The sequence below is a fragment of the Embleya scabrispora DSM 41855 genome (assembly GCF_000372745.1).
GTDB lineage: Bacteria > Actinomycetota > Actinomycetes > Streptomycetales > Streptomycetaceae > Embleya > Embleya scabrispora.
The window spans coordinates 1-25,920 of the sequence record NZ_KB889723.1; the positions used below are offsets into that span (position 1 = coordinate 1).

18 protein-coding genes are annotated in these 25,920 nt (G+C 72.2%); 9 read left to right on the forward strand and 9 right to left on the reverse strand.

Going from position 1 to position 25,920, the window contains the following annotated elements; all coding sequences use genetic code 11:
• Positions 1 to 291 precede the first annotated feature (291 nt).
• On the reverse strand, positions 292 to 990 hold the full coding sequence (gene pdxH, locus A3IC_RS0145945) for a pyridoxamine 5'-phosphate oxidase (protein WP_281174594.1): 699 nt from the start codon (positions 988 to 990) through the stop codon (positions 292 to 294).
• Between the two features lie 325 nt (positions 991 to 1,315).
• Between pdxH and A3IC_RS0145950 the strand changes: the two genes are divergently transcribed.
• Positions 1,316 to 2,428 carry a citrate synthase 2 gene (locus A3IC_RS0145950; RefSeq protein ID WP_020556810.1) on the forward strand — a complete coding sequence of 371 codons (1,113 nt, stop codon included), beginning with the start codon at positions 1,316 to 1,318 and terminating at the stop codon, positions 2,426 to 2,428.
• Positions 2,429 to 2,523: 95 nt separating this feature from the next.
• On the opposite strand, the gene A3IC_RS72800 is transcribed toward A3IC_RS0145950, so the two are convergent.
• On the reverse strand, positions 2,524 to 3,372 hold the full coding sequence (locus tag A3IC_RS72800; RefSeq protein ID WP_020556811.1) for a ferric iron reductase: 849 nt from the start codon (positions 3,370 to 3,372) through the stop codon (positions 2,524 to 2,526).
• Between the two features lie 142 nt (positions 3,373 to 3,514).
• Between A3IC_RS72800 and A3IC_RS0145960 the strand changes: the two genes are divergently transcribed.
• A complete protein-coding gene (locus tag A3IC_RS0145960) occupies positions 3,515 to 4,462 on the forward strand; it encodes a threonine/serine dehydratase (protein ID WP_020556812.1) in 948 nt (315 codons plus the stop codon).
• Positions 4,463 to 4,583: 121 nt separating this feature from the next.
• Here A3IC_RS0145960 and A3IC_RS0145965 read toward each other — a convergent pair whose 3' ends face one another.
• Complete coding sequence (locus tag A3IC_RS0145965; protein WP_020556813.1) at positions 4,584 to 6,923, reverse strand: HAD-IC family P-type ATPase; 2,340 nt, start codon at positions 6,921 to 6,923, stop codon at positions 4,584 to 4,586.
• 209 nt (positions 6,924 to 7,132) lie between these two features.
• On the reverse strand, positions 7,133 to 7,891 hold the full coding sequence (locus tag A3IC_RS72020) for a DUF2530 domain-containing protein (RefSeq protein WP_020556814.1): 759 nt from the start codon (positions 7,889 to 7,891) through the stop codon (positions 7,133 to 7,135).
• Between the two features lie 179 nt (positions 7,892 to 8,070).
• Here A3IC_RS72020 and A3IC_RS0145975 point away from each other — a divergent pair, with 179 nt between their 5' ends.
• The 4 genes from A3IC_RS0145975 (at position 8,071) to A3IC_RS0145990 (ending at position 12,394) form a co-directional block, all read left to right on the forward strand.
• Positions 8,071 to 9,525 (forward strand): NCS2 family permease, encoded by a 1,455-nt coding sequence (locus A3IC_RS0145975; RefSeq protein WP_020556815.1) that lies wholly within the window; start codon positions 8,071 to 8,073, stop codon positions 9,523 to 9,525.
• 187 nt (positions 9,526 to 9,712) lie between these two features.
• The gene (locus A3IC_RS0145980; RefSeq protein WP_020556816.1) at positions 9,713 to 10,114 is read left to right on the forward strand and encodes a MarR family winged helix-turn-helix transcriptional regulator; all 402 of its coding nucleotides are present in this window, start codon (positions 9,713 to 9,715) and stop codon (positions 10,112 to 10,114) included.
• 87 nt (positions 10,115 to 10,201) lie between these two features.
• A complete protein-coding gene (locus A3IC_RS60420; protein ID WP_079027123.1) occupies positions 10,202 to 11,506 on the forward strand; it encodes an MFS transporter in 1,305 nt (434 codons plus the stop codon).
• A gap of 108 nt (positions 11,507 to 11,614) precedes the next feature.
• Complete coding sequence (locus tag A3IC_RS0145990) at positions 11,615 to 12,394, forward strand: maleylpyruvate isomerase family mycothiol-dependent enzyme (RefSeq protein ID WP_020556818.1); 780 nt, start codon at positions 11,615 to 11,617, stop codon at positions 12,392 to 12,394.
• A gap of 244 nt (positions 12,395 to 12,638) precedes the next feature.
• On the opposite strand, the gene A3IC_RS0146000 is transcribed toward A3IC_RS0145990, so the two are convergent.
• Positions 12,639 to 13,385 carry a 3-keto-5-aminohexanoate cleavage protein gene (locus tag A3IC_RS0146000; RefSeq protein ID WP_020556819.1) on the reverse strand — a complete coding sequence of 249 codons (747 nt, stop codon included), beginning with the start codon at positions 13,383 to 13,385 and terminating at the stop codon, positions 12,639 to 12,641.
• A gap of 155 nt (positions 13,386 to 13,540) precedes the next feature.
• Here A3IC_RS0146000 and A3IC_RS0146005 point away from each other — a divergent pair, with 155 nt between their 5' ends.
• On the forward strand, positions 13,541 to 14,596 hold the full coding sequence (locus A3IC_RS0146005; protein WP_245599842.1) for a hypothetical protein: 1,056 nt from the start codon (positions 13,541 to 13,543) through the stop codon (positions 14,594 to 14,596).
• A 167-nt stretch (positions 14,597 to 14,763) separates the two neighbouring features.
• Here A3IC_RS0146005 and serC read toward each other — a convergent pair whose 3' ends face one another.
• Positions 14,764 to 15,882, reverse strand: a complete 1,119-nt coding sequence (serC, locus tag A3IC_RS0146010; RefSeq protein ID WP_020556821.1) for a phosphoserine transaminase — start codon at positions 15,880 to 15,882, stop codon at positions 14,764 to 14,766.
• 173 nt (positions 15,883 to 16,055) lie between these two features.
• Between serC and A3IC_RS0146015 the strand changes: the two genes are divergently transcribed.
• Positions 16,056 to 18,899 (forward strand): FAD-binding and (Fe-S)-binding domain-containing protein, encoded by a 2,844-nt coding sequence (locus A3IC_RS0146015; RefSeq protein ID WP_020556822.1) that lies wholly within the window; start codon positions 16,056 to 16,058, stop codon positions 18,897 to 18,899.
• Positions 18,900 to 18,957: 58 nt separating this feature from the next.
• Here A3IC_RS0146015 and A3IC_RS0146020 read toward each other — a convergent pair whose 3' ends face one another.
• The 3 genes from A3IC_RS0146020 to A3IC_RS0146030 all read right to left on the reverse strand — a co-directional run bounded on the left by A3IC_RS0146020 (position 18,958) and on the right by A3IC_RS0146030 (position 24,217).
• A complete protein-coding gene (locus A3IC_RS0146020) occupies positions 18,958 to 19,659 on the reverse strand; it encodes a 2-phosphosulfolactate phosphatase (protein ID WP_040878484.1) in 702 nt (233 codons plus the stop codon).
• 311 nt (positions 19,660 to 19,970) lie between these two features.
• Positions 19,971 to 23,045, reverse strand: coding sequence for a sacsin N-terminal ATP-binding-like domain-containing protein (locus A3IC_RS0146025; RefSeq protein WP_020556824.1), 3,075 nt, complete (start codon positions 23,043 to 23,045; stop codon positions 19,971 to 19,973).
• Positions 23,046 to 23,365: 320 nt separating this feature from the next.
• Complete coding sequence (locus A3IC_RS0146030) at positions 23,366 to 24,217, reverse strand: DUF3027 domain-containing protein (RefSeq protein WP_026219521.1); 852 nt, start codon at positions 24,215 to 24,217, stop codon at positions 23,366 to 23,368.
• A 134-nt stretch (positions 24,218 to 24,351) separates the two neighbouring features.
• Here A3IC_RS0146030 and A3IC_RS0146035 point away from each other — a divergent pair, with 134 nt between their 5' ends.
• Positions 24,352 to 25,920, forward strand: coding sequence for an MFS transporter (locus A3IC_RS0146035; RefSeq protein WP_020556826.1), 1,569 nt, complete (start codon positions 24,352 to 24,354; stop codon positions 25,918 to 25,920).

The window sequence follows — 25,920 nt, forward strand, 5'->3', positions numbered from 1 at the left end:
CAGCGAGCGCGGGGGGACGAAGTCGCGGGAGCAGCGTTGCTTTTTGTTGGGCGCCTTCGGCGCCGGCTCGCGAGGCACCGCCTTTTTCTCTCCCCCGCTTCGCTCCTCCGAGAAAAAGGCGGCCCCTCGCTCGGGACTTCGTGTCCCTCCGCTTCGCTCCGGGTCACGAAGTCCAAGTTTGCGGCTCCGCCGCTCTCCGCGCTTCGCGCGTCGATCACTTGGGTGGGCGGGGGTCGGGGGCGCTGACGCGCCGGGGGGTGGCGAGGGGTCGGGCGGATCGGGGGGACGTGCTCACGGGCTCAAGCGCTGGACCCGCCATGGCGTGCCCTCGCCGCCTTCGCGCAGGTAGTGCAGTCGGTCGTGCATCCGGTTCTCCCGCCCCTGCCAGAACTCCACCGCGTCCGGCCGGACCCGAAAGCCGCCCCAGAACTCCGGCACCGGAATATCGTCGATGTCCGCGAACCCGGCGGCGGCCTGCGCGTAACGCTTCTCCAACTGCTCCCGCCCGGTCACCACGCTGGACTGCTCACTGGCCCAGGCCCCGATCCGCGAGCCGCGCGGCCGGGAGCGGAAGTACTCGGCGGTGACCTCGCGCGACACCCGTTCGGCGGATCCGCTCACGATCACCTGGCGCGCGAGCGCGTGCCACGGGAAGAGCAGGCTCACCGCCGGGTTCGCGGCCATTTCGACGCCCTTGCGCGAGCCGTAGTTCGTATAGAAGACGAAGCCGTGCTCGTCGAACTCCTTGAGCAACACCGTGCGCGTGCTCGGCCTGCCGTCCGGCGTCGCGGTCGCGACGACCATCGCGTTCGGCTCGGGCAGCTCGGCCGCGGCCACCTCGGCCAGCCACGCGGCGAACAACGGGAAGGGGGTCGGCGGCAACGCGCCGACGTCGATGCCTTCGCCTCGGTACTGCCGGCGCATGGCGGCAAGCTCGGTGAACTCCACGGACAACGAGTACCACTCGGTGCGCGCCGCCGGCACGATCACCCCCGACCCGATGACCCCGGGGCGACCGAACCGGGCCGGTTTGTGCCGGACCTCACTCACTCGGACGGGTTCCGGCGTAGGTCGTCTCGATATCGAGAGATATCCTGACCGACGGACTTCGATCGGCCCATACCTTCAGGCGAGGCACCATCCCGGCCTCGCCCGGACCGAGCGGAACACCTCCCCGAATCACCGGCGGACCCCAGGTGCGGAGCATGATCGGCACCATGCGCCCCGGCCTTGTTCGGGGGAAGACACGGTGTGGTAGTGCGGGGTATGAAGGACCCGGCCACAAGTCAGTCGAGATCGCATGAGGAGCCGCCTGATGTCCGAGTTCGTACCCGGGCTCGAAGGAGTCATAGCGTTCGAGACGGAGATCGCCGAACCCGACAAGGAGGGTGGCGCGCTCCGGTACCGAGGTGTGGACATCGAGGACCTCGTCGGCCACGTCTCGTTCGGCAACGTCTGGGGCCTGTTGGTGGATGGGGCGTTCAACCCCGGCCTGCCGCCGGCCGAACCGTTTCCGATCCCGATCCATTCGGGCGATGTCCGCGTGGACGTGCAGAGCGCGCTGGCCATGCTCGCTCCGGTGTGGGGTCTGAAACCGCTGCACGACATCGACGACACCCAGGCGCGGGACGACCTCGCCCGGGCCGCCGTGATGGCGCTGTCGTACGTCGCCCAGTCGGCCCGCGGCCTGGAGAAGCCGATGGTGCCGCAGAGCGAGATCGACAAGGCGCAGACCATCGTCGAGCGCTTCATGATCCGCTGGCGCGGCGAGCCGGATCCGCAGCACGTCAAGGCGGTCGACGCCTACTGGACGTCGGCGGCCGAGCACGGCATGAACGCCTCGACGTTCACCGCGCGCGTGATCGCGGGCACCGGCGCCGACGTCGCGGCGTGTCTGTCCGGCGCGGTCGGCGCGATGTCCGGCCCGCTGCACGGTGGCGCGCCCTCGCGCGTGCTGCACATGATCGAGGAGATCGAGCGCACCGGCGACGCCACGGCGTACGTCAAGGGCGTCCTCGATCGCGGCGAGCGCCTGATGGGCTTCGGTCACCGGGTCTACCGTGCCGAGGACCCCCGCGCGCGCGTGTTGCGGCGCACGGCCAAGGAGCTGGGGGCGCCCCGCTACGAGGTGGCCGCGGCACTGGAGAAGGCGGCGCTGGAGGAGCTCCAGGCTCGGCGCCCGGACCGGATCCTGGCCACCAACGTGGAGTTCTGGGCCGCGGTGATGCTGGACTTCGCCGAGGTTCCGGCCCACATGTTCACCTCGATGTTCACCTGCGCCCGGACCGCCGGGTGGAGTGCGCACATCCTGGAGCACAAGCGCACCTCGCGCCTGGTCCGCCCGGCCGCCCTGTACGTCGGCCCGGGCACCCGCCCGATCACCGAGGTCCCGGGCTACGACGACACGGTCCGCAACCTGAAGCACTGAACGTCTCGACGCTTCGTTCTCGACGCTCGTCCGGAGCCCCGTTCCCCACAAGGGTGCGGGGTTCCGGCATGTCCGGCGCGGGTTTCGGGATCGGGTCAGGCGCGGCCCTCCAGGATGGCCACCTGGCGCGCGTCGTCGGCACGGGGGCAGGTGCCGCACAGGGCGTTCGGGTCGAGGGTGTACCACAGGCAGCACACGCTCTGGGTGCGGTTGCAGTGGGTGCGGCCCTCGGTGCCGCGCAGGGTGCGAAAGCCCGCGGCGCGCTTGAAGCGGCCGGTGTCCCCGGGGAGCAGCTCGCCGAGTTCGCGGACCGCGCGCTCGCCCTCGGCCGCGCCGAGCATGCGGCCGAGATACCAGACGGCGCTCACCAACTCGTCCGCCACCATCCCCCACAACACCCGTTCGCCCCGGCGCAGGTGTGACCGGAACGCGCCGAGCAACGGCTCCAGGTGCTCGGACACCGCGCGCAGCAGCTCGGCCCGCAGGGCGGCCTCGTCGGCCACCACCCGCGCGCCGACCGCGCCCGCGTCCGGGTCGTCGGGCAGGCACGCGAAGGTGCCCGAGGTGACCGTGAAGGACCGGCTGGACCGTTCGGACCCGAGGTCGATCCACACGTCGGCCAGGCCCACCAGCGGAACGCGGCGGTTCAGGAACCAGGGCCCGGCGAGCATCAGGCACGCGTACCACGCGTAGCCGTGCAGGGCCCACATCGCGATCGCGTCGGCACGCGGTTCGACGTCGAGTGTGGTGGTGATCCGCTGCCGCTCGGCGGCCAGTGCGCCGGCGATCGCGTCGGGGTCGCTCGCCAGTCGCGAGGCGTGCAGCAGGTCCGCTCCCGGGCGCCCGGGCTCGACCGCGATCAGCGGGCACGCGGCACCGAGCGCACGGAAGGTCTCCGCGAACGCGGGGCACGGTACGGGCCGCCGAAGATCAAGCAACGTCATGATCCGAAGGTAAGGCTTGCCTAACCCGGTGTCCACAAGGCACACCGGAGAGTGCGATCACCCGTCGCGGCCGCTCCGCCGGCACGGCCGTCGGCCCGGTCCGCGGGCTGCGGCGGGCGGAGAAGCCATAGGGTCGGTCGTCATGGATACCGCCACGCCCGAACTGACCTACGGCGACATCAGGAACGCCGCCGAGCGCATCGTGGGCCAGACCCAACCGGTCACCATGATGCCGATCCACCCGTCGCCGCACGTGTGGCTCGCGTTGGAGTACATCCAGCACACCGGGTCGTTCAAGGCACGTGGTGCCGCGAACTTCACCACCGCGCACATCGAGGCGGGCACCATGCCCGAGGCCGGCGTGGTGATCGCCTCCGGCGGCAACGCGGGCCTGGCGTGCGCGTGGGCGGCGCGCGGCGCGGGGGTGCGCTCGACGGTGTTCCTGCCGGAGACCGCGCCGCGGATCAAGGTGGAGCGGCTGCGTACGTACGGCGCCGACGTGCTGCTGGTGGGCCGCGAGTACGCGGACGCGCTGGACGCGTCCCGGCGGTTCGCCGAGGAGACCGGGGCACTGTTGTCGCACGCGTACGACAACCCGCTGATCGCGGCGGGCGCGGGCACGCTGGTGCCGGAGATGCTCGCGGGCGTGCCCGGGAAGCTGGACACGGTCATCGTCTCGGTCGGGGGCGGCGGCCTGTTCGCGGGCGTGGCGACCGCCGCCGAGGAACACGGGATCCGCACGGTCGCGGTCGAACCGGAACACTGCCGCGCGCTCAACGCCGCACTCGAGGCGGGCGAGGTGGTGGACGTGGCGACCGACTCGATCGCCGCCGACTCCCTGGGCGCGCGCCGGGTCTCCGCCACGGCCCTGGCCACGGCGCAGCGCACCGGCGCGTTCTCGGTCCTGGTCCCCGACAAGGCCATCGTCGAGTCCCGCCAGGCCCTGTGGGACAACTTCCGCATCGTCGTCGAACACGCCGCCGCCACAGCCCTGGCCGCCCTCTCCACCGGCGCGTACGCGCCTGCCCAGGGTGAAAAGGTCGCGGTGATACTGTGCGGCGCCAACACCGACCCGGGCGATCTGGTCTGAGCGAAGGGTCGAGATCAAGGCCGCCCGGCGGGTCGATCCGCTCGTGGTGTCGGTTCGACCTCGAAACACGGGGACCGGCACGGCCGTTCACGATGGTCGAAAGGCCCCGATCGGCAGGGCTTCACCTTCCCTCGGCGTCCTTGTGTTCGATCCCGCCGGAGATGCGCCAACCGAGTTCGAGGAGGGCGGCGGCCGCCAGGGCGATGCCGACCGCGGTGCCGTTGTTGCCCTGATGTTGGGGGTAGAGGGCGAAGAAGTCGGCCACGAGGGGAACGTAGAGCGCGATCAGGAAGGCCGCCGCCATGGCCGCGATCAGGGCGATCTTCCACCACGTGTAGGGGCGGGCGACGATCGCCAGGATCCAGGTCGCGACGAGGAACAGGGTGATCACGGCGGTCGTGCGGTCCTGGTCGAGGTTCGAGCCGTGGTTGAGGTGGGCGAGCCAGTAGGACAGGAACGTGGCCAGGGCGGCGACCACGCCACCGGGGATCGCGAAGCGCAGCACGCGCGGTACGAAGCCGGAGCGGGCCCGTTCGGCGTTCGGGGCGAGGGCGAGGAAGAAGGCCGGTACGCCGATGGTGAGCGAGCCGATCAGGGTGAGGTGGCGGGGCAGGAACGGGAAGACCACGCCCGCGACGCCGGTGAGCAGCGAAAGCAGCAGCGCGTACACGGTCTTGACCAGGAACAGGTTCGCCACCCGCTCGATGTTGCCGATCACCCGGCGGCCCTCGGCCACCACCGAGGGCAGCGTGGCGAAGCTGTTGTCCAAAAGCACGATCTGCGCGACCGCACGGCTCGCGCCGCTGCCCGAGCCCATCGCGACGCCGATGTCGGCGTCCTTGAGCGCGAGCACGTCGTTGACGCCGTCGCCGGTCATCGCGACCGTGTGGCCGCGCGCCTGGAGGGCCGCGACCATCGCCCGCTTCTGCTGCGGGGTGACCCGGCCGAAGACGGTGTTGTCCTGGAGCGCCTGCCCGAGTTCGGCCCGGTCCTCGGGCAACCGGCGTGCGTCCACCGCGTGTTCGGCGCCCGCGAGGCCGAGCTTGGCGGCCACCGCGCCGACCGCGAGCGCGTTGTCGCCGGAGACCACCTTGGTCGCCACGTCCTGGCTCGCGAAGTAGCGCAGCGTGGCCCCGGCGTCCGGGCGCAGCCGCTGTTGCAGCACCACCAGCGCGGCGGGGTGGGCCCGCCCGCCCGCCTCGTCGGTCAGCCCGTCCGCGGTCGCCAGCAGGAGCACCCGCAGCCCCTGCCCGCCCAGTTCGTCCACCGGGGCGAGTACGGGGTGGCCCTCGGGGAGCAGTACGTCCGGCGCGCCGAGCAACCAGGTCCCGCGCCCGGCGAAGCTCGCGCCGCTCCATTTGCGGGCCGAGGAGAACGCGGCGACGTCGGTAACCGGCCAGTCCGGCGGCGCGGGGTAGGCGTCCACGATCGCCTGGAGGCTCGCGTTCGGCCGTGCGTCGGAGGTGCCCAGCGCGCCCAGGGCCGCGTCGATCGGCAGCGTGTCGTCGAGCGGGCGCACCTCGGCCACGTCCATGCCGCCCTCGGTGAGGGTGCCGGTCTTGTCCAGGCAGACCACGTCGACCCGGGCCAGGCCCTCGATCGCGGGCAGTTCCTGGACCAGGCACTGCCTGCGACCCAGCCGGACCACGCCGACCGCGAACGCGACCGAGGTGAGCAGCATCAGGCCCTCGGGCACCATGGTGACCAGGCCCGCGACCATGCCGCGCAGCGCGTTGGGCAGGCCGTCGTGGGTGCGGAGCTGACTGATGATCAGGAGGATGCCCACCGGGATCATCAACCAGGTCACGTAGGTGAGGATCCGATCCAGGCCCCGGCGCAGTTCCGAGTCGACCAGGGAGAATCGGCCGGCCTCCTCGGCGAGCCGGGCGGCGTACGCGTCGCGGCCGACCTTGGCCGCCCGGAAGGCGCCGTTGCCGGCGGCCACGAAGCTGCCGGACATCACCCGGTCGCCGACCTTCTTGTGGACCGGATCGGTCTCGCCGGTGAGCAGCGACTCGTCGAGTTCCAGTGCGTCCGCCTCGACCACCACACCGTCCACCAAGACCTGCTCGCCCGCGCCGAGTTCGCATACGTCGTCCAAAACCAGATCGCGTGCGGACAACTCGGCGGTGTGCCCGTCCCGGCGCACCCGCGGCTTGGCCTCGCCGACCACCGCCAGTGCGTCCAGGGTGCGCTTGGCACGCAATTCCTGGATGATGCCGATCGCCGTGTTGGCCACGATGACCAGGCCGAACAGGCCGTCCTGGATCGGGCCGACGATCAGGATCACCACGAACAGGGTGCCGATGATCGCGTTGAACCTGGTGAAGACGTTGCCCCGGACGATCGCCGAGGTACTGCGGCTGGACCGGGCCGGCACGTCGTTGACACGGCCGTCCGCGACGCGTTCGGCGACCTCGGTGGTGGTCAGCCCGGTGATGGCGGCGGGGGCTTCGATCATGCCCTGAAGCTACGTCAGCGAATGTCGGATTTTGCGGCCATTCGTCATCCGTCGCGAGGATTGCTCACGTCGTGTGGCCGACAAGGCTTCGGGGTCGGTTCGCAATGTCGAGTTCAGGTGCCGACGGCCGGGTGCCGCGTTCTGGTTGTCGACGTCGCATGTCGCGTGCCGGGCCTCGGACGCCGAGCACCGATCGCCCGCCGCCCGGCTCAGTCCTCGTCGGCGCTTTGCAGTCGGCGGCAGTACCAGAGCCCGAACAGGCCCAGACCCGAACCGGCCAGCGCACACCACGGCCACCAGCCCCGGTCGTCGTCCGCGAGCGTGTCGCGCATCAACCACGCGACCACGAACAGCGCGAACCAGATCAGGCTGCCGACGGCGACGAGCCTGATGATGTTGCCCTCGTGCGGAGGCGGCGCGGGGCGCATGCCGGTGTCCGCGTCGCGGACCTCGGAGGGTCGGCGCTCGTCGGCCTCGCCCGGCTCCTCGACGACGGCGGCGAATTCGGCGGTCCCGCCCATGAGCGCCGGATCTGTGGCCGGGTCGTAGGCGCTCGCGCCATGGCCCGTCGCGGAATGCGCCTCGGACGGGTACTCCTCGGACTCGCCCGGCGCCGGCTGAGCCGTATACCCACCCGACTCGTACTCGGCCGGTTCGTACCGGGTCTGGGCCGGCTCGTAGTCGGTCGACGGATATTCCGTCTGCGCGTAATCCGCCTGCGCGTATTCCGCCTGCCCGTAGTCCGCCTGCGCGTAATCGGCTTGCGGATACGTCTCCGCCCCGTACGCCGAGTATTCGCCGCTGCCGTACGCGCTCACGTCGTACTCGCCGCTGCCCTGGGAGCCCGCGTCGTACGCGTCCTCGACGGGACCCGACGCCGGGTCCGCGGACGCGGCCGGGTGCGGTGCGCCCGTATCGTCCGGATCCGGCGAGGTGCGCCGTCGTTTCCCGCTCCCGTGCCTGCTCACGCAACCTAGGCTACTTGGCCGTCCACGCCGGTCCCGCGCGCGTCCCGACGAACAAGCGGAGGTACCGGTTCCCGTTTTCGGCGTGGCGTCTGGCACCCTTTTGAGGGTCTCCCGGTACTTCGTCCCATCGTGCCGTGTGCGTGTCTTGACTACCCGTTCCCACGCTTCGAGGATTTCGCATGTCCCCCCAGGCCGCCGCCGCGACCGACCCCGAGGTCCGCACCATGCCGAGGAGCGGTCTCGACCGTTTCTTCAAGATCTCCGAGCGCGGTTCGTCGCCGCTGCGCGAGATACGCGGTGGGCTCGCCACCTTCTTCGCGATGGCCTACATCATCGTGCTGAACCCCATCATCCTCGGCTCCGCGCACGACAAGTTCGACCACCAGCTCTCCCAGCCGCAGCTGGTCACCGCCACCGTTCTGGTCGCCGCGGTGATGACCATCCTGATGGGCCTGGTCGGCAACATGCCGCTCGCGCTGGCCGCCGGGCTGGGGATCAATGCGATGGTCGCGTTCCAGATCGCGCCGCAGACCACGTGGGACGAGGCGATGGGCCTGGTCGTGCTGGAGGGCATCGGCCTGTTGATCCTGGCCGCCACCGGGCTGCGCGAGGCGATCATGAACGCCATCCCGCTGGTGCTCAAGCAGGCGATCGGGGTCGGCATCGGCCTGTTCGTGACCCTGGTCGGCCTGGTCAGCGCGGGTGTGGTGACCAGGGTGCCGGACAAGGTGAACTCCACCGTGCCGGTCGCGCTGGGCAGTGGCGGCACGCTCCAGGGTTGGCCGGCCGTGGTCTTCTGCTTCGGCCTGGTGCTCACGTTCGTACTGGTGGTTCGCAAGGTGCCGGGCGCGATCCTGATCGGCATGGTCGCCTCGACCGTGCTCGCGGTGATCGTGCACCACACGGCCGGCCTGGACCGGGCGGCCTGGGGGCTGACCGCGCCCGAGGCGAACGGTGTCGTGGACACTCCCGACTTCGGGTTGATCGGCGACGTGGACCTGTTCGGCGCGTTCGGCCGGGTCGGCTTCATCACCGCGTCGCTGCTGATCTTCACGCTGCTGCTGTCGAACTTCTTCGACGGCATGGGCACCATCATCGGGGTCAGCCGCGAGGCCGGATTGCTCGACGAACAGGGCAAGGTGCCGAACCTGGGCCGCATCCTCACCGTCGAGTCGGTCGGCGCGATCGCCGGCGGTGGCGCCTCGGCTTCCTCCAACACGGTCTTCGTCGAATCCACGGCGGGCGTCGGCGAAGGGGCCCGGACCGGGCTCGCCAACCTGGTCACCGGCGGCCTGTTCGCGCTCGCGCTGCTGTTCACACCCCTGGCGAAGCTGGTGCCCGCGCAGGCCGCCACGCCCGCGCTGGTCGTGGTCGGCGCGTTGATGATGACGCAGATCAAGCACATCGAGTGGGACGACATGACGGTCGCCGCGCCGGCCTTCGTGACGATCGTGCTGATGCCGTTCACGTACAGCATCACCACCGGGATCGGCGCGGGCTTCATCCTGTACGTGGTGCTGCGCACCGCGGTCGGCAAGGCCCGGGAGATCCCGGTACTGCTGTGGATCGTGTCCGCGCTGTTCGTGGTGCACTTCGCGATCGACCCGATCGAGCAGGTGCTGGGCGTCAAGTAGCGCCGAGTCCGCCCGCCGGCGCGGACCGCCGATGGACACCGGGTCACCGTCAGAGGTGCGGGTCTCCATCGAGCCCAGGCCCACCGGTGGTCCCGGGAATATCCCCGGGCCGCAAATCATTGGAAGTTAGCGAGAGTAAAGAGTTAAGCTAAACAACGTGTCCCCGTCCGAACCCGACCGTGCCACGGTGGCTGCCCTCCGTGCCTCGGTGCTGAAGCTCTCCCGCCGCCTGCGCAATCAGCGGGCCGACGAGACGCTGAGCCCCACCCAGCTCTCGGTGCTGACCGTGCTCGTCGTGCGCGGCGCCATGACTCCGGGCGAACTCGCCCGGCAGGAAAAGGTGCAGCCGCCGTCGATGACGCGCGTGATCGCCGGCCTGGAGGAGCGCGGCCTGGTGCGGCGCGAGCCGCACGCCGACGACCGCAGGCAGGTCGTGGTCTCCGCGACCGAGCCCGCCGCCGCCGTGGTGGAGGAGAACCGCAGGCTGGGCAACGCCTGGCTGGCGGAACACCTGTCCCGGCTCACGCCCGAGGAGAACGAGGCGTTGCGTGCGGCCCTGCCGGTGCTGGAGAAGCTGGCGCAGGCGTAGCAGTCGGGCGCGCGCCCCGCGTCGCGGTTCGGTTCAGGGACGGATGTTCATCCGGCCTCGGCCGACCGTACGACGAAAGGGGAGCCCGTGGCGGCGACAGCCGGCACCTTCTCATCACTACGAAACCGCAACTTTCGGCTGTTTGCCGCCGGGCAGACGGTGTCCAACACGGGCACCTGGATGCAACGCATCGCACAGGACTGGCTCGTACTCAAGCTCACCGGCAGCGCGACCGCGCTCGGAGTGACCACCGGTCTGCAGTTTCTGCCCATGCTGTTGTTCGGCCTGTGGGGCGGCGTGATCGCCGACCGCTACCGCAAGCGCCTGCTGTTGATCGGTACGCAGACCGTGATGGGTCTGCTCGCCGCCGTGATGGCGGTTCTGGTGTTGAGCGATGCCGTCCAGGTGTGGCACGTGTGGCTGCTCGCGTTCGGCCTCGGCATGGCCACCGCGGTGGACAACCCCGCGCGGCAGGCGTTCGTGATCGAGATGGTCGGCCGCAAGGACCTGGCCAACGCGGTCAGCCTGAACTCGGCCAACTTCCAGCTCGCCCGGATCGTCGGCCCCGCGGTCGGCGGCCTGCTGATCACCGCGATCGGCACCGGCTGGGTGTTCGCGGTCAACGCGGTGTCCTACATCGCGGTGCTGCTCGGCCTGTTGGCCATGCGCGAGTCCGAACTGCGCACGATGCCGGTGGTGCCACGCGAGAAGGGCCAACTGCGCGAGGGACTGCGCTATGTGCGCGGCCGTCCCGACCTGCTCGTGGCGATCGCCCTGGTCGGCTTCATCGGCACCTTCGGCTACAACTTCGCGGTCACCCTCGCGACCTTCTCCAACGACGTCTTCCACGCCGGACCAGGCTCGTTCGGGCTGCTCAACACGGTGTTCGCGGTCGGCTCGCTCGCGGGTGCCCTGTTCGCGGCCAAGCGCGGCCGGACCCGGCTGCGGGTGCTGGTCGGCGCCGCGATCGCGTTCGGGCTGCTGGAGACGATCGCCGCGCTGATGCCCGGTTACTGGAGCTTCGCGCTGCTGCTCGTGCCGATCGGGATCGCCGGGTTGACCTTCAACACGGCGGCGAACTCGACCGTGCAGCTCGGCAGCGACCCGGCGATGCGCGGTCGGGTGATGGGCATCTACATGCTCGTGTTCATGGGCGGCACCCCGCTCGGCGGCCCGCTGACGGGGTGGCTCGCGGAGAGCTTCGGACCGCGTACCGGGTTGCTCGTGGGTGGCCTGATCTCGTTGGCCGCGGCGCTCGTGGTCGGCGCGCTGCTCGCCCGGCACGCCGGAATCCGGCTGCGGCCGGGCACGGTCGTGCGCGCGATGCGGCCGGCGGCGCCCGCCGTCTCGGCGACACGGTCCGAATTCGGTAATCCTGTGGTCAAGATCTGACACAGTGTCAGCACAGATGTGCGGCACACCTTTTCTTGACGTGGGATTCACGCCCAGGGGTGACGCAGGCCATCGACACGTCACCCGAAACGCTGGAATCCTTGACGAATGGACTACGTGCGGTTCCAGCACCTGTTCCAGGCGGAGGGTCTCCGCTTGGGCCAGGCGGCCGTCACGGACATGGACGCGCCGGTACCGTCCTGTCCCGGTTGGACGGTCGCCGACGTCGTACGACATTCCGTGCTCATGTACACCGGCGCTGCCGGGCAATTGCGCCCGGAGCACCGCCCGGCCGGGGGCGACGCGCTCCCGGTCGCGGCCGGCGCGACCAAGGGGGATCTGCTCGACACCTACACCCGGGCGCACACGGCGCTCGTGACCGAGATGGCCCGGCGGGACCCGCTCGACCCGATCGAGGGCGGGGACCTCGACCCCGGCGTCGCGGAGGGCGTGGACGGCGACGGGCCCGATCCGGGCACCGCCGGCTTCCTCTTCCGCCGGATGGCGCGCGAGGCCGCGGTGCACCGCGCCGACATCGAGATGGCCGTCGGCACCCCGGGCCCGCTGGACGCCCAGCAGGCCCTGGACGGCATCGACGAGGTGCTGGGCGTACTGCTCCCGGCGCACTACGACGGCAGCGCGCGCGACGGCGCGAGCGGGCGCACGATCGGCGTGCACAGCAACCGGCACCACTGGCGGCTGACCATGCAGCGCTCCGGCGTGACCATGTCCCGGGACCGGGGGTTCGCGGACGCGGCCGTCAGCGGCGAGCCCGCCGAACTGTTGCTCTACCTGTGGGGCCGACGCCCCGGCACGGTCGTCTCGCAAACCGGCGACCGCACGGTGCTCGCCGCCTTCCGCCGCCGCCTGGCGGCCTCGATGGTGTGACCCGCGAGCGCGGGCGCCCGGCCGGAATTCGACCGCGCGCCCGCGCCGCGTAGGCTCTGGGGCGTGAATCCCCGCACCAGAACCCGCGTCGTCACGGCCACCCTGGCCCTCCTGCTCATCGCCGTGATCATCGGCGCCTTGATGCGTTAGAGCCGAAACCGGCACCCGGCACCCGGCCCGACCTCGGGGCCGGCGCGCGAGCCCGGCGGAGCGTGGGCCGGCGCGCGGACGCCGCGATGCCGGGTCAGTGCGGATTGCCCGCCGAGCGGGCCGCGACGACCCGGTCCGCGGCGATCCGCACCAACGCGGCGTTGCCCGGGACCCGGCGGCCGTCCGGGTCCAGCAGGGTGTCCTCCAGGCCGATCCGGGTGTCCAGACCGGCCGCGATCGCCGCGTCCAGGACCGGCCACGCGGACTCGTCGGCGCCGTGCAACAGGCGCGGCACCGCGATGTCGTGCCGGTCGAGCACGGCCAGGATGCGTCCCGCCTCGTCCAAGGCGTCCCCCGGGTCGGCGAGTTCGACCTCGATCAGGATCCGGGTGCACACCGCGGCCAGGTCCCGCTCGACCAGCAGTTCCGCGTCGGCCTCGGTCCACACTCCCGCCTCGACCCCCACCCCCAGGTGCGCGAGCGCGTACGCGAGGTCGACCGAGCCCTCCTCGGACAGGTTGACCGACGCCAGGTCGGGCAAGACCGTCCAGGCGCGCACCGCGGCCAGCCGGGCGGCGGCGTCCGCCTCGATCCAGGCGCCCGTGCTCACCCCGATCGGCACGCCCGGCGCCGCACCGCGAATCGCCCGGACCACCGGCGTGATCACCTCCGGCGCCAAACTCTCCCGGCCGCCGCGACCGCGCGGGTGCACGTGCACGATGGACGCGCCCGCGGCCGCCGCGGCTCGGCTGTCCGCGGCGATCTGCGCCGGTGTCAGCGGGAGCGCCGGGTGCTCCTCGGGGCGCCGCGTGCCGTTCAGACATGCCTTGATCAGTGTCATGGAAGACTCCGAATGCCGACGCCCACGAACTCCCATCCCATCCCCGATGCATGGCAAACCGCAATGCATTCGGCCCACCTGTCGCAAAGTGGTCCCCGACTCGACGGCGATCAAGGTCGGGCCGGCAGGCTGGACCCCATGACAGGACGGGACGGGTGAAGCGGGTGGGACGGGGTCGGATGCGCGGCTTCGGCGCCCTGACGGCGGCCGTGGCCCTGGTGGTTGCGGTACCGGCGTCGGCGGTGGCCGATGCGGACGTGTTGTTCACCATCAAGGACGAGCGGATCACCGAGTCCAGCGGCCTGGTCGCCAGTGCGCTGCACCCGGACGTCTACTGGACGCACAACGACAGCTCGGACGCGCCCAAGGTCTACGCGATCGGCAAGGACGGCACCACCAAGGCGACCATCACGCTGGCCGGTGTGGACGCGCGGGACTGGGAAGCGATCACGATCGGCAAGGACGACTCGGGCAAACCGGCGGTCTTCGTCGGCGACATCGGCGACAACCTGCACGGCAAGTGGCCCGAGGTGTGGATCTACCGCTTCGCCGAGCCCGCGACGCTCGCCGACGCGACGGTCAAGGCGACCAAGTTCCGGGTGAAGTACGACAACGGCCCGCGTGACGCCGAGGCGCTGCTGATGGATCCGCGCACGAACAAGCTGTACATCGCGAGCAAGGAGGCCGAGGGCGGCCTGTACGAGCAGCCCGAGCAGCTCTCCCCGACCGGAATCAACACGTTCAAGCGGATCGCCGCCGGCGGCTCGACGGTGACCGACGGCGCGTTCGCGCCCGACGGCTCGCGGTTCGTACTGCGCGGCTACTTCTCCGCCACCGTGTTCGCCGCGCCCGGCAAGGAGTTGGCCGGGGTCGACGTGCCGATCCAGCGCCAGGGCGAGTCGGTCGCGTGGAGTCGCGACGGCAAGGAGTTGCTGTTCGGCAGCGAGGGCAAGGGCAGCCAGGTCCGCCGGGTCGAGCTCAAGGGCGACAACCGCCCGGACCTGGTGCGCAACGCACCCGGCGGCGGCAAGTCCGAATCCGGGTCGGACGGCGGCGGTGCCGCGGGCTCGACCACGTCCGCCGGCGACGAGAGCGACGGCGAGTCGGTCACGGACCGGGCGAAGACCTACGGCCCGGGGCTGCTGGCCGTGGTCGGCCTGGTGGTGCTCTTCTTCGCGTACCGCCGGCTGGGCGGCCGGAACAGGAGCTGATCGACAACGGAGGGACCGTCGACGACCCCGGCGCCAAAGGCCGAGGGCCGCCACCCGGGACCGGGTCGGTCCGGGGCGGCGGCCCATCGGGTGCCGCGAACGCGATCAGGGCTGCTCGATCGTGTAGCCGAAGCGGTTCGATCGGAGCTGCTCGATCACGTGAGGGCTCAGAGCTGCTCGATCACATAGTCGACGCACGCGGTCAGCGCCTCGACGTCGGCCGGCTCGACGGCCGGGAACATCGCCACTCGGAGCTGGTTGCGACCCAGCTTGCGGTAGGGGTCGGTATCCACGATGCCGTTGGCACGCAGCACCTTGGCCACCGCGGACGCGTCCACCGAGTCGGCGAAGTCGATCGTGCCGACCACCTGCGAACGGGCCGCCGGGTCGGCCACGAACGGGCTCGCGTACGCGGACTTCTCGGCCCATCCGTACAGCCGGCTCGACGAGTCGGCGGTGCGCGCGACGGCCCAGTCCAGGCCGCCCTGCCCGTTGATCCAGTCGAGCTGGTCGGCGAGCAGGAACAGAGTGCTCAGCGCCGGCGTGTTGTACGTCTGGTCCTTGACCGAGTTGTCGATCGCGGTGGCCAGGTCGAAGAACGGCGGGATGTAGCGGTCCGACGCGGCGATCCGCCGCGCCCGCTCCAACGCGGCCGGCGAGAACGCGGCGAGCCACAGGCCGCCGTCGGCGGCGAAGTTCTTCTGCGGCGCGAAGTAGTACACGTCGGTCTCGGCCGCGTCCACCGGCAGCCCACCCGCCGCGGAGGTCGCGTCGACCAGCACCAGCGAACCCGCGTCGGCGCCGGCCGGGCGCGCGATCGGCATCGCGACACCGGTCGAGGTCTCGTTGTGGGTCAGGGCGTACACGTCCACGCCCGCCTCGGCCTGCGGCAGCGGGTGCGTGCCGGGCTCCGACTTGATCACCGTCGGCTCGTCCAGCCACGGCGCGGCCTTGACCGACGTGGCGAACTTGGAGGAGAACTCGCCGAACGACAGGTGTTGGGACTTGCGCTCGACCAGGCCGAACGCGGCGATGTCCCAGAAGGCGGTGGCACCGCCGTTGCCCAGGATCACCTCGTAACCCTCGGGCAGGGAGAACAGGCTGCCGACACCTTCGCGGACCCGGCGCACCAGGTTCTTCACCGGCGCCTGCCGGTGGGAGGTGCCCAGGAGAGAGGTACCGGTCGCCGCGAGAGCGGCGAGTGCCTCGGGACGTACCTTGGACGGGCCCGAACCGAACCGGCCGTCGGCGGGCATGAGCGCTGCGGGAATCTGGATCTCGGCCACGCGAAGAGCGTAGTCGTGTCCGTTTCGTGGGTGATGTGTATTCCGCACAATGAGACGATCGTGGCCGGCATGTGGCGCCGGGCGTCTCGACGGGTGGGCGATCCGGGCCGGGTTCGGGGCCCTGCGCAGGGGCGTCTTCGGCTCGGCCGGCGGGCGCGACGAGTAAGGATGACGTGGTGACGGCACAGCTCGGGGACCTCGAAGGCGCGTTGCGGGCGCGGGTGCGCGGCGAGGTCCGGTTCGACCCGCAGGCCCGCGCGCTGCACTCGATGGACGCCTCCAACCATCGCCGGGTGCCGCCGGGGGTGGTCGCGCCGCTGGACGCCGAGGACGTGCTGGCGGCGCTCGCGGTGTGCCACGAACTGGGCGCACCGGTGACCGTGCGCGGCGGCGGTACCAGCATCGCCGGACAGGCCACCGGCAACGGCGTGGTGCTCGACCTGGCCCGGCACCTGAACCGGATCCACGGCGTGGACCCGGCGACCCGGATCGCCCACGTCGAGCCCGGCGTGGTGCTCGACGACCTGCGCCGAGCGGCCGGCCGACACGGACTCACCTTCGGCCCGGATCCGTCCACCCACAGCCGCTGCACGCTCGGCGGCATGATCGGCAACGACGCGTGCGGGTCGCACTCGGTCGCCTGGGGCCGGACGAGCGCCAACGTCGAATGGCTCGACGTCGCGACCGTGGACGGCACCCGGATGCGAGTCGGCCGCGATCAGCCGGTGCCCACGTCGGGCCGCGCCGCCGAGATCCACGCCGCGCTCGCCGAGCTCGCGGACGCCAACCTGGCGCTGATCCGTCGAGGTTTTCCCGCTCTGCCGCGCCGGGTCTCCGGCTACGCCCTGGACCGGCTGCTGCCCGAGCACGGGCGGGATCTGGCCCGGGCCCTGGTCGGCACCGAGGGCACCTGCGTGGTGGTGCTCGGGGCCGGCCTGCGCCTGGTCGAGGCGCCCAGGGCCCGCGCCCTGGTCGTGCTGGGCTTCCCGGACGACTTCGCCGCGGCGGATGCGGCGCCCGGCCTGCTGCCGCACGGCCCGCTGACCGTGGAGAGCCTGAGCGCGGGCCTGGTCGCGTTGGCCGCGTCCGCGCGCGACGTCGAACTGCCGCCCGGCGCGGCCTGGTTGTTCGTCGAGGTCGGTGGGGACTCGATCGCCGAGGCGACCGCCCGGGCGTACGCGCTGGCCGGCTCCGGACCGGCGCGGGTGGTCACGGATCCGGCGGGGCAGCGGGCGCTGTGGCGGATCCGCGAGGAGGCGTCCGGCACCGCGACCCGGTTGGCGGACGGCTCGGAGGCGTGGCCGGGCTGGGAGGACACCGCCGTGCCTCCCGAGCGTCTCGGCGCCTACCTGCGCGCGTTGGCCGAGCTGATGGAGCGACACGACCTGCGCGGGTTGCCGTACGGCCACTTCGGCGAGGGCTGTGTGCACATCCGGATCGACTTCGACCTGCTGACCACCCGCGGTGTCGCGGCGTTTCGGGCGTTCTCCTCCGACCTGGCGGACCTGGTGGTCGCGCACGGCGGCTCGCTGTCCGGGGAACACGGCGACGGACAGGCCCGGGCCGAGTTCCTGCCCCGGATGTACGGGCCGGAGATCGTCGAACTGTTCGGCGCCTTCAAGGCGATCTGGGATCCGGCGGGGTTGCTCAACCCGGGCATCCTGGTTCGTCCACACCCTGTGGACGGCAATCTGCGCTTCACCGGGATGCGTACGCCCGTGTCGGTGGAGTTCGGCTACCCGGCCGACGGCGGTGACTTCGCGGCCGCGGTGCGGCGCTGCGTGGGGGTCGGCAAGTGCCGTGAGTCGGCGGACACCTCCTCCGGAGGCGTGATGTGCCCGTCGTACCGGGTCACCGGCGAGGAGGCGCACTCGACGCGCGGGCGCGCCCGGCTGCTGCACGAGATGTTGATCGGCGACGTGATCACCGACGGCTGGCGCTCCACCGAGGTCCGCGACGCGCTCGACCTGTGCCTGTCCTGCAAGGGCTGCCGCAGCGACTGTCCGGTGGACGTGGACATGGCCACCTACAAGGCCGAGTTCCTGCACCACCACTATCGGGGCCGGCTGCGGCCGGCGGCCCACTACGCGCTGGGCAATCTGCCGCTGTGGGCCCGCGCGGTGGGTGCCGTGCCCGGCCTGGCGGGCACGGCCAACGCGGCGACGGGGGTGCCGGCGCTGCGGCGTGCGGCACTCGGCCTGGCCGGGCTCGATCGCACCCGGCGGATCCCGCCGTTCGCGCCCGAGCCGTTCACCCGCTGGTGGCGCGATCGGCCCCGCGTGGCGGGGATTTCGCGCCGTCGGGTGGTGTTGTGGCCGGACACCTTCACCAACCGCTTCCGGCCCGAGGTCGGGCGCGCCGCGGTCGAGGTGCTGGAGGCCGCCGGACTGGAGGTGGTGGTCCCGCCCGGGTCGGTGTGCTGCGGCCTGACCTGGGTCTCGACCGGGCAACTGGGCATCGCGCGACGGGTGATGGCCCGTACCGTGCGCACCCTGCGGCCGGCGATCGAGGCCGGGCTGCCGATCGTGGGCCTGGAACCGTCCTGCGCGGCGGCGCTGCGCACCGACGTACCCGAGTTGCTCGGCCGGGCGGCGGACGGCCTCGCGGACGCGGTCAAGACGTTCGCCCAGGCCCTGGAGGAGTACGCGCCGCACTGGTCGCCGCCGGTGCTGGATCGTGAGGTGACCGGCCAACTGCACTGCCACCAGCACGCGGTCCTGGGCGACGCGGCCGACCGCCGACTGCGCGCCCGAGCCGGGTTGACCGGGGAACTCGCGGGCGGCTGCTGCGGGTTGGCGGGCAACTTCGGCTACGAGGCGGCGCACGGCGAGTTGTCGCGCGCGGTCGCCGCGGACCGACTGCTCCCGGCGCTGGAGGCCGCCGGACCCGATGCGGTAACCCTCGCGGACGGCTTCAGCTGCCGCACCCAGATCACCCACCTGAGCGAGCGCCATCCGATGCACACGGCCGAACTCCTGGCCGAAGGACTGCGACCGGGATCCGGCCCCGGGCGGTGAGACCGTCGTACTCCGAGCGCGCGATCGGGGATCCGTGGAAGACGGACCTTGCCGGCGATCAGATCGGCGCGTCGTCGGTCGGCGACGGCGCGGCGCACGGACGCAAAACCATGAGCGAGTCTTCCGAGGTCGCCACCATGGCAAAGGGGAACCGGTCGAGTTCGAGACAGAGTGCGACGTCATCGGGATGGACTCCCTGGCGCACCCCCTCCGCCAGTTCGGCGGCGGCGCGCGACGCGGCAGCGCGGCGGAGGAACTCGGTGGCATCCGTCTCGGCCTCGGTAGCCCTGCGAGCGATGTACTGAGCGCACGCCAGGTCTTCGTCGGCCCGTCCGTCGTCGCCGGTGACCACGAACGTGACGCTGTCACTCCCGCGTGTCCGCAAGAGCCGAGCCGTCGCCTCCGCCACCACGAAACCGGCGCACAGCACCAGCGGCGCCTCCTTGACCGCAAGGGCGCCGACCGTGCCTGCCGTGGTCTTCTGCACCACGGTCCGTCCACCGAGGTCGATGGACCGCAGCAGGCCCGGCGAGTTGACGGCATCGAACCCGGGCGCCGGCGGACCGTCCTTGAGCGTCACCCAATCCGGGTGGCGGACCTTGAGTGCCAGGGCTTCGGCCGGCGACTCGGCGAGAACGATCTCTTTCGCCCCCTGGGCAAAAGCCCAGGCGGCCACGGTGAAAGCACGCATGACGTCGACCACGACCGCCACGGGCGGGGCTTCGCCCAGGTCGGCGATACCAAGGAAACGAGCGTCCATTCCGGTCATGATGGCGCAGGCTCGACCCGAGGCGCCCGGAGAGCGACAGGCGTCACATCACCGGTCTCGGAAGGCGGGACCTCCGGCTGCCCGCGTCGCGAAAGCCGTCCGTGACGACACGCGTTCGTCCGGTCCCCGGAGCGCCACGCCCGCCCGGGCACCGACGCCGTCGCCGCACACGTCGCCGGCCTCGTGCACGGTGCCCCTCGTACGGCGGTCCGACCGTGGCCGCCGTAAAGGCACGTCCCCTGCGCACGACTCGGGTTCACCGAGCCGCCCGAGCCCGCGTGGGACCGGGCGGCCCGCCCGGCTCACACCCCGTCGAAGTCGCGTTCCGTCGCGAAGTGGTCCGCGTTCTCGGGGTGGGTGAGGAGTTGTTCGACCTCGAAGCGGCGGTGCCACTCGCCCGCCGCCCAGGCCAGACCGCGGGCGACGCCCTCGAACGTGGTGGCGTGCACCTGGCCGTCGATGTAGCGCCAGTCCGCGTCGAGTTCGCTCTCGTTCGGACCGGAGACGATCAGCTCCTCGTGCTCGTAGTACTCCTTCGGCGCGTCCGGCATCGCGGCCAGCACGTCGTCGGGCACCTCGTGCAACGTGCCCTCGGAGAGCACCTTGCCCGGGATCGTCTCGGACAGCAGCGGTACGTCGAGCAGGTCGGCCAGCGCCTCCGCGCGGTCCGGGCGCACCGGCAGCACCACGTGCGCCGCGTCGTCGGCGACCAGCGCCGCCAGGTCCGGCGCGTCGCCCACCAGCGCGTCCGCCACGTCGGCGACGGTCATCCGCCCGCCCGAGACGCCGCGCAGTTCGGTCGGCGCGGACAACCGCTCCGGTGCGACGTCGGCGAGCGCGGTGTACAGCGCCCGCAGTTGATCGCGCGTCACGGGCCGCTCCGGGTCCGCCAGGCGCTCCAGGAGCTCGTCCGGGCCGTCCGGGTCGGCCAGCAGCGCCGGGAGCGTCGTACGCACGCCCAGGGCGGTCAGGAAGACCGGGTCCAGGCTCGCCCGGACCTCGTCGTAGAGCCCGTGCAGCAGCCGGTCCCCGTCGGCGGCGAGCAGACCGGCCGGCCGCCGGCCGTCCAGCACCGGATGCCCGCGCAGCCACCACGCCGTGTACGAGGGCACCCGCGCCCTGCCGCCGTCCGGCAGCAGGACGTGCGCCGGCTCGATCACCGCGGTGCGCAGCGGCGGCGTGGCGATCACCTCGAGCGCCTCGTCCCACGCGTCGTCCGCGACCAGGTCCAGGTCGCGCACCGCCAGGAAGGTCGCCAGCACCGGCGGTACGCCCTGGTCCGGCATGTGGTCGAGCACGTCGTCGAGCCAGTCGTCCTCGGCGTCCAGGTCGTGGTCGCAGCCGTCGTGGTCGAGCACCACGTCGTCCTCCTGGACCAGGCCGAACGTGCCGAGCACGCCGACCGCCTCCAGCACGTCCTCGCCCCAGCGCTCGACCAGATCCGCGTAGACGATGCCGAGCGCGTCCGGCTCGACCACCGCGGCGATCCGGCTGCCGGGCAGCATCAGTTCGCCTGCGGGTACCGCGTCGCCGTCCACGTCCGGCAGCAGCAGCGCGGACAGCCAGGGCTCGTCGCCGGGGCCGATCCGGGCGGCCCGGACCAGCTCCAGGATCGCGTCGGCGATGTCGTCGCCGTCCTCGCTCTCGGCGACCGCCGCGCGCACCGCCGGGTCCGCGAGCACCGCCCGCGGGGTGGCCCGGACCGCGCCCAGCCGCTCCAGAAGCGGGTGGGTCGCCTCCGGGTGGGCGACCCGCAGCCGCAGCACGTCGAGCGCGGCCAGGTCGGGGCTGTCCGGGCAGGGCAGCAGGATCCCGCGCGGCCCGCGCACGATCCGGCCGTCCGCGAGCGGCACCGGCAGCGCGCCCAGCGCGTCCCGGGCCGCCGGATCGAACGCGTCGTACAGGGCCCGCCACCAGGCCGGCTCCCGGTCCATGCCGGCCAACTGGTCGACCACCTCGGCCAGCGGCAACCGGCGCACGCCCAGCACCCGCAGCGCCGCACTGCGGTCCAGTCCGGCGGGCAGCAGCCCGGCCACCACCGGCGCGAGCGCGTCGACCAGGCCCGGGCTCGCGGTCTCGATCAGCACCGCGTCGCGCGGACGCAGCAGGTCGCGGTCGCGCGCGGCGGTGCCGCGGTCGAGCAGCAGCGCGTCCGGGTCGTCCGGCTCGGCCTCGGACGCGGGCGCGGCGGCGGGCAGGAACGCGGTGTCGGCGAGTCGGGCCAGCACCCGCTGCCGCAGCAGGCCGTCCAGTTCGCCCTCGGCGGTGGGTCCGGGCACCAGGCTCAGGATGCCGGTCGTGCTGGTCGGCCAGGTGCCCAGCAGCGTGGCGTACGTCTCGGCGGCGCGCTCGATCAGGAAGTCGCGCAGCGGGCCGGGGGCGGTGTGCCGGCGGGTGGGGTCGAGCGGGAAGGACGCGACGAGCAGCGCGGGCAGCCCGAGCGGCTCGTCCGTGGGCGTGGGGGCGTGCACCACGGGCCGTACGCTCGGCCGGCGCGGCTGGTCGGCGGCGTCCAGCGGCACGGCCCACAGCACCGACCACGCGGCCCGGCGGCGCTCCTCGGTGGGCCGGTCGGCGAGCAGCTCGGGCTCCAGAGCGCCGCCGTCCTCGCCGACCCGCCAGCGGGTCCGCACGCCGTTGTCGGTCACCACGAGGGCGCCGCCGTCGGCCCGGCAGGTCAGCGTACGCACGCCGTCCGCGGTCTCGATCACGATCTCGCCGATCCGGCGCAGGGTGAGCAGCAGCGCGTCGTCGATCTCGGCGAGCAGCCGGGCGGCCAGGTCCGCCGCGGCGCCGTCGCGCAGCGGCAGCACGACGCAGGTGTCGTAGTCCTCGGGCGGGGTGCCCTCGGCGGGCATCGGCAGCCGCAGCACCGGCACCCCGCCGTCGCGGCGGGCCAGTTCGTCGGTCAGTTGGGCGTTGCCCCGGGCCACCTCGGCGGTCAGGTCGCGGGCCTCCTGAAGGGACCAGCGCACGCCACCGGTACGCGAGAGCACACACGGCTCGTCGGTGACCGCGAGCACCGCGGCGAAGCCGACGCCGAACCGGCCGACCGCCTCGGGCCCGTCGTCGCGCTTGGCGGAGGCACGCAGCGTGGACAGTGCCTCGACGCCCTGGGCGTGCAGCGGGTCGCCGGTGTTGGCCGCGACCAGGACGCCGTCGCGCAGGGTCAGCTTGAGCCGCCCCGTGACGCCCGCCCGGGCCGCCGCGTCGGCGGCGTTCTGCGCGAGCTCGACCACCAGGCGGTCGCGATAGCCGCCGAGGGCGAGTTCCTCCTCGGCGTTCGCGTCCTCCCGGAAACGCGCGGGCGACGCCGCCCACGCGTCCAGTACGGCTCGCCGAAGCGAAGCGGTGCCAAAGCGGTCCTCGATGCCCATGCCGTGCGCCGTCCCTCGTTCGCGGATGTGGCCGGAACCCTATTGCGTTTCCGGGCACACGGCTTCCCGGCGATCCCACCGCGTGGACGGCGGTGGATCGACTCGCCCGAAACCCACCCGAACAACTACCCCCGATCCCCCGGTGGGACCCGAGAACAGGGGAAGTGCGCACGCTCGCCGACCCGAGCCCGAAACGACCCGGGTCCGAAACGACCCGAAGCCGCCACGGATCGGTGGCGGCTTCGGCATGTCGGTCGGATGGGCGGGGTCGAGGACGTCGGGCGTGTCGCGCGAGGTCGCGCACACGTGCACGGGATCGATCAGGAATGGCCCAGTTGGTCCTCGCCGGGCTGCATGCCGTCCTCGTCCACCGGACTCTCGACCGGGCGGATCCGCACGGTCTCGATCCGGTACTCGTCCAGGGACAGCTCGGCGGCGGGTGTCGCGGCGGGCATGACCGCCGCTTCCGAGTGGCCACCGCAGCCGTAGGCGAGCGAGACCATCCGGCCGTCGGCGGGCGAGTACTCGTTGGCGCACACTCCGAACGCCTGTCCGAGCGGGCCGCCGACCTTGACCAGGAAGCCACAACTCGTGCAGTGCGCCGGGGCGGCCTGGGCCATCGGCGTGGCTCCGCCGAAGTGCTCGTCCCAGCGGTCTGCGGCCAGATCGCGGCCGACCGGCGACAGCACGCGGGCGCGTCCCTGTCCCAGTTCGAGCGCGACCGCCTTGGGACCGAACGCGATCGGTTCGGTCAATTCCTCCTCTGTCTCGTCCGCTCCGGTGTAACCGAATTCGAGACGGGGGTCGTCGGCGTCGGTGGGCAACAGGTCGCCCACGCCGAGGTCGCCGGGACGAAGGCGCTCGTTCCACGGCACCCAGGCAGGCGCGAGCAGCGCCTCGGGTCCCGGGACGAGGACGGTTTCGTCCACGGTCACCAGCTTGGCGCGGGGGGCACGGGCAACGGTCACCGCCCACCGCCAACCGTGGTAGGCGGACTCGCGGCACGCGAACAGGTGGGTGACCAGGCGATCACCATCCACCTGAACACCCAGATGCTCGCCGACGGAGTCCTGACCTGCGGCTTCCTCGGCGGCAGCGAAGGCAAGATCAACCGCCTCGGCGCAGAGGCGGTCCGGGGTTCGACTACGGGTCGCGGCACTCACGAGAGTGATTCTCTCTCACGCGTCGAAGGTCTCCACCGCCGATACCCTCAAAACACGTCCGATTCCCGAACGGGCGCGCGGAGCGAGCCCTTCCTGGCGTGTCGCGACCGCATCATCCGAGGGAGCGAGGGCAGGATCCCGGCGTGGCAGCCTCCAAGACCACCACCGCATCACGGCGCACCATTCGTGCGCCCGGCCCGACCCGTGGGTCGTACGCCAAGAACCGAGGCCCGGCGCGTCGCGCGCTGGGCGGGCTCGGCGGACTGTTCACCGGCGGCTTCGGCAAACTACGCGGCGCGGCCCGGGCCAAGGGGGCCGGAGAGAGCGGCCTCGCCAAGCTGATCGAGCTGCATCTGATCAACAACGCGGGCGACGCGCTGGTGACCATGGCCCTGGCCACGACCGTGTTCTTCTCGGTCCCCACCGGCGAGGCGCGCGACCGGGTCGCGATGTACCTGCTGATCACGCTCGCCCCGTTCGCGCTGCTCGCCCCGGTGCTCGGCCCGATCCTGGACCGGATGCGCCGCGGTCGCCGCGTCGCGATGGCGGTGGCGATGCTGGTCCGGGTGGGGCTGTGCTGGCTGATGGCCGGCTCGGTCGAGAACGGCGGGCTCGAACTGTATCCGGCGGCGTTCGGCGTCCTGGTCTCCTCGAAGGTGTACGGGGTCAGCCGCAGCGCGGTGGTGCCCCGGCTCCAACCGCGCTCGGTCTCGCTGGTCAAGGCGAACTCGCGGATCACCCTGTTCGGCCTGATCGGCACGATGGGCGCGGCACCGGTCGCCGGCGGCCTGAAGTACGCGTTCGGTACGCCGGGGATCCTGTACGGCGCGTGTGTCGTGTTCACCTTCGGCGCGGTCCTGGCGCTCACACTGCCCGCCAAGGTCGACTCGGCCGAGGGTGAGGACCGGGCCTCCTTCACCGCCGAGGCGCCCGGTGTCGAACACAAGCGCAAGGTCTCGCTGACCAAGCTGCGGGCCGGCCGGGACGGGGGCACGACCGAGACGCCGGCCGAGGCTCCGGGCGAGGCGTCGATCGAGGGCGAGGTCGGCACGCGCGGCGGGCGCGAGCCCGGTCGCAAGCCGGTTCGGGTCAAGACCTCACGGCGGTTGCGCAGCGTGGGTCCGTCCGTGGTCCAGGCGTTGTGGGCGAACGCGGCGATGCGCGGTTTCTCCGGATTCCTGATCATGTTCCTCGGCTTCCTGATGCGCCAGCACCCGATCGCCGACCTGTCCGCGACCCAGGCCACCATCGCGGTGGTGATCGCGGCCGCGGTCGGCAACGCGGTCGGCACCGGGCTCGGCGCCTGGCTCAAGTCGCGCGCGCCGGAGGCGATCATCGTCGGCGTGCTCCTGGTGTCCGCGGCCTGCGCGGCCTGGGCGGCGGTGATGTACAGCCTGGTCACCGTGCTCGCGGTGGCCGCGGTCGCCGGTCTCGCGCAGGCGCTGGGCAAGCTCTCCCTGGACGCGATGATCCAGCGCGACATCCCCGAAGCGGTGCGCACCTCCGCCTTCGCCCGCACCGAGACCGCGCTCCAGGTGGCGTGGGTGATCGGCGGCGCCGTCGGCATCGCACTGCCGCTGAACGGCACGCTGGGGATGAGTGTGGCGGCCGGCGTGCTCACGCTGGCGCTGGTGGTCGTGGGCCGCAAACTGACGACTCGCCGGGCGCGTCGCAAGCGGTCCCCCGGTATCCGGCTGCGGGCCGCCCGGTAA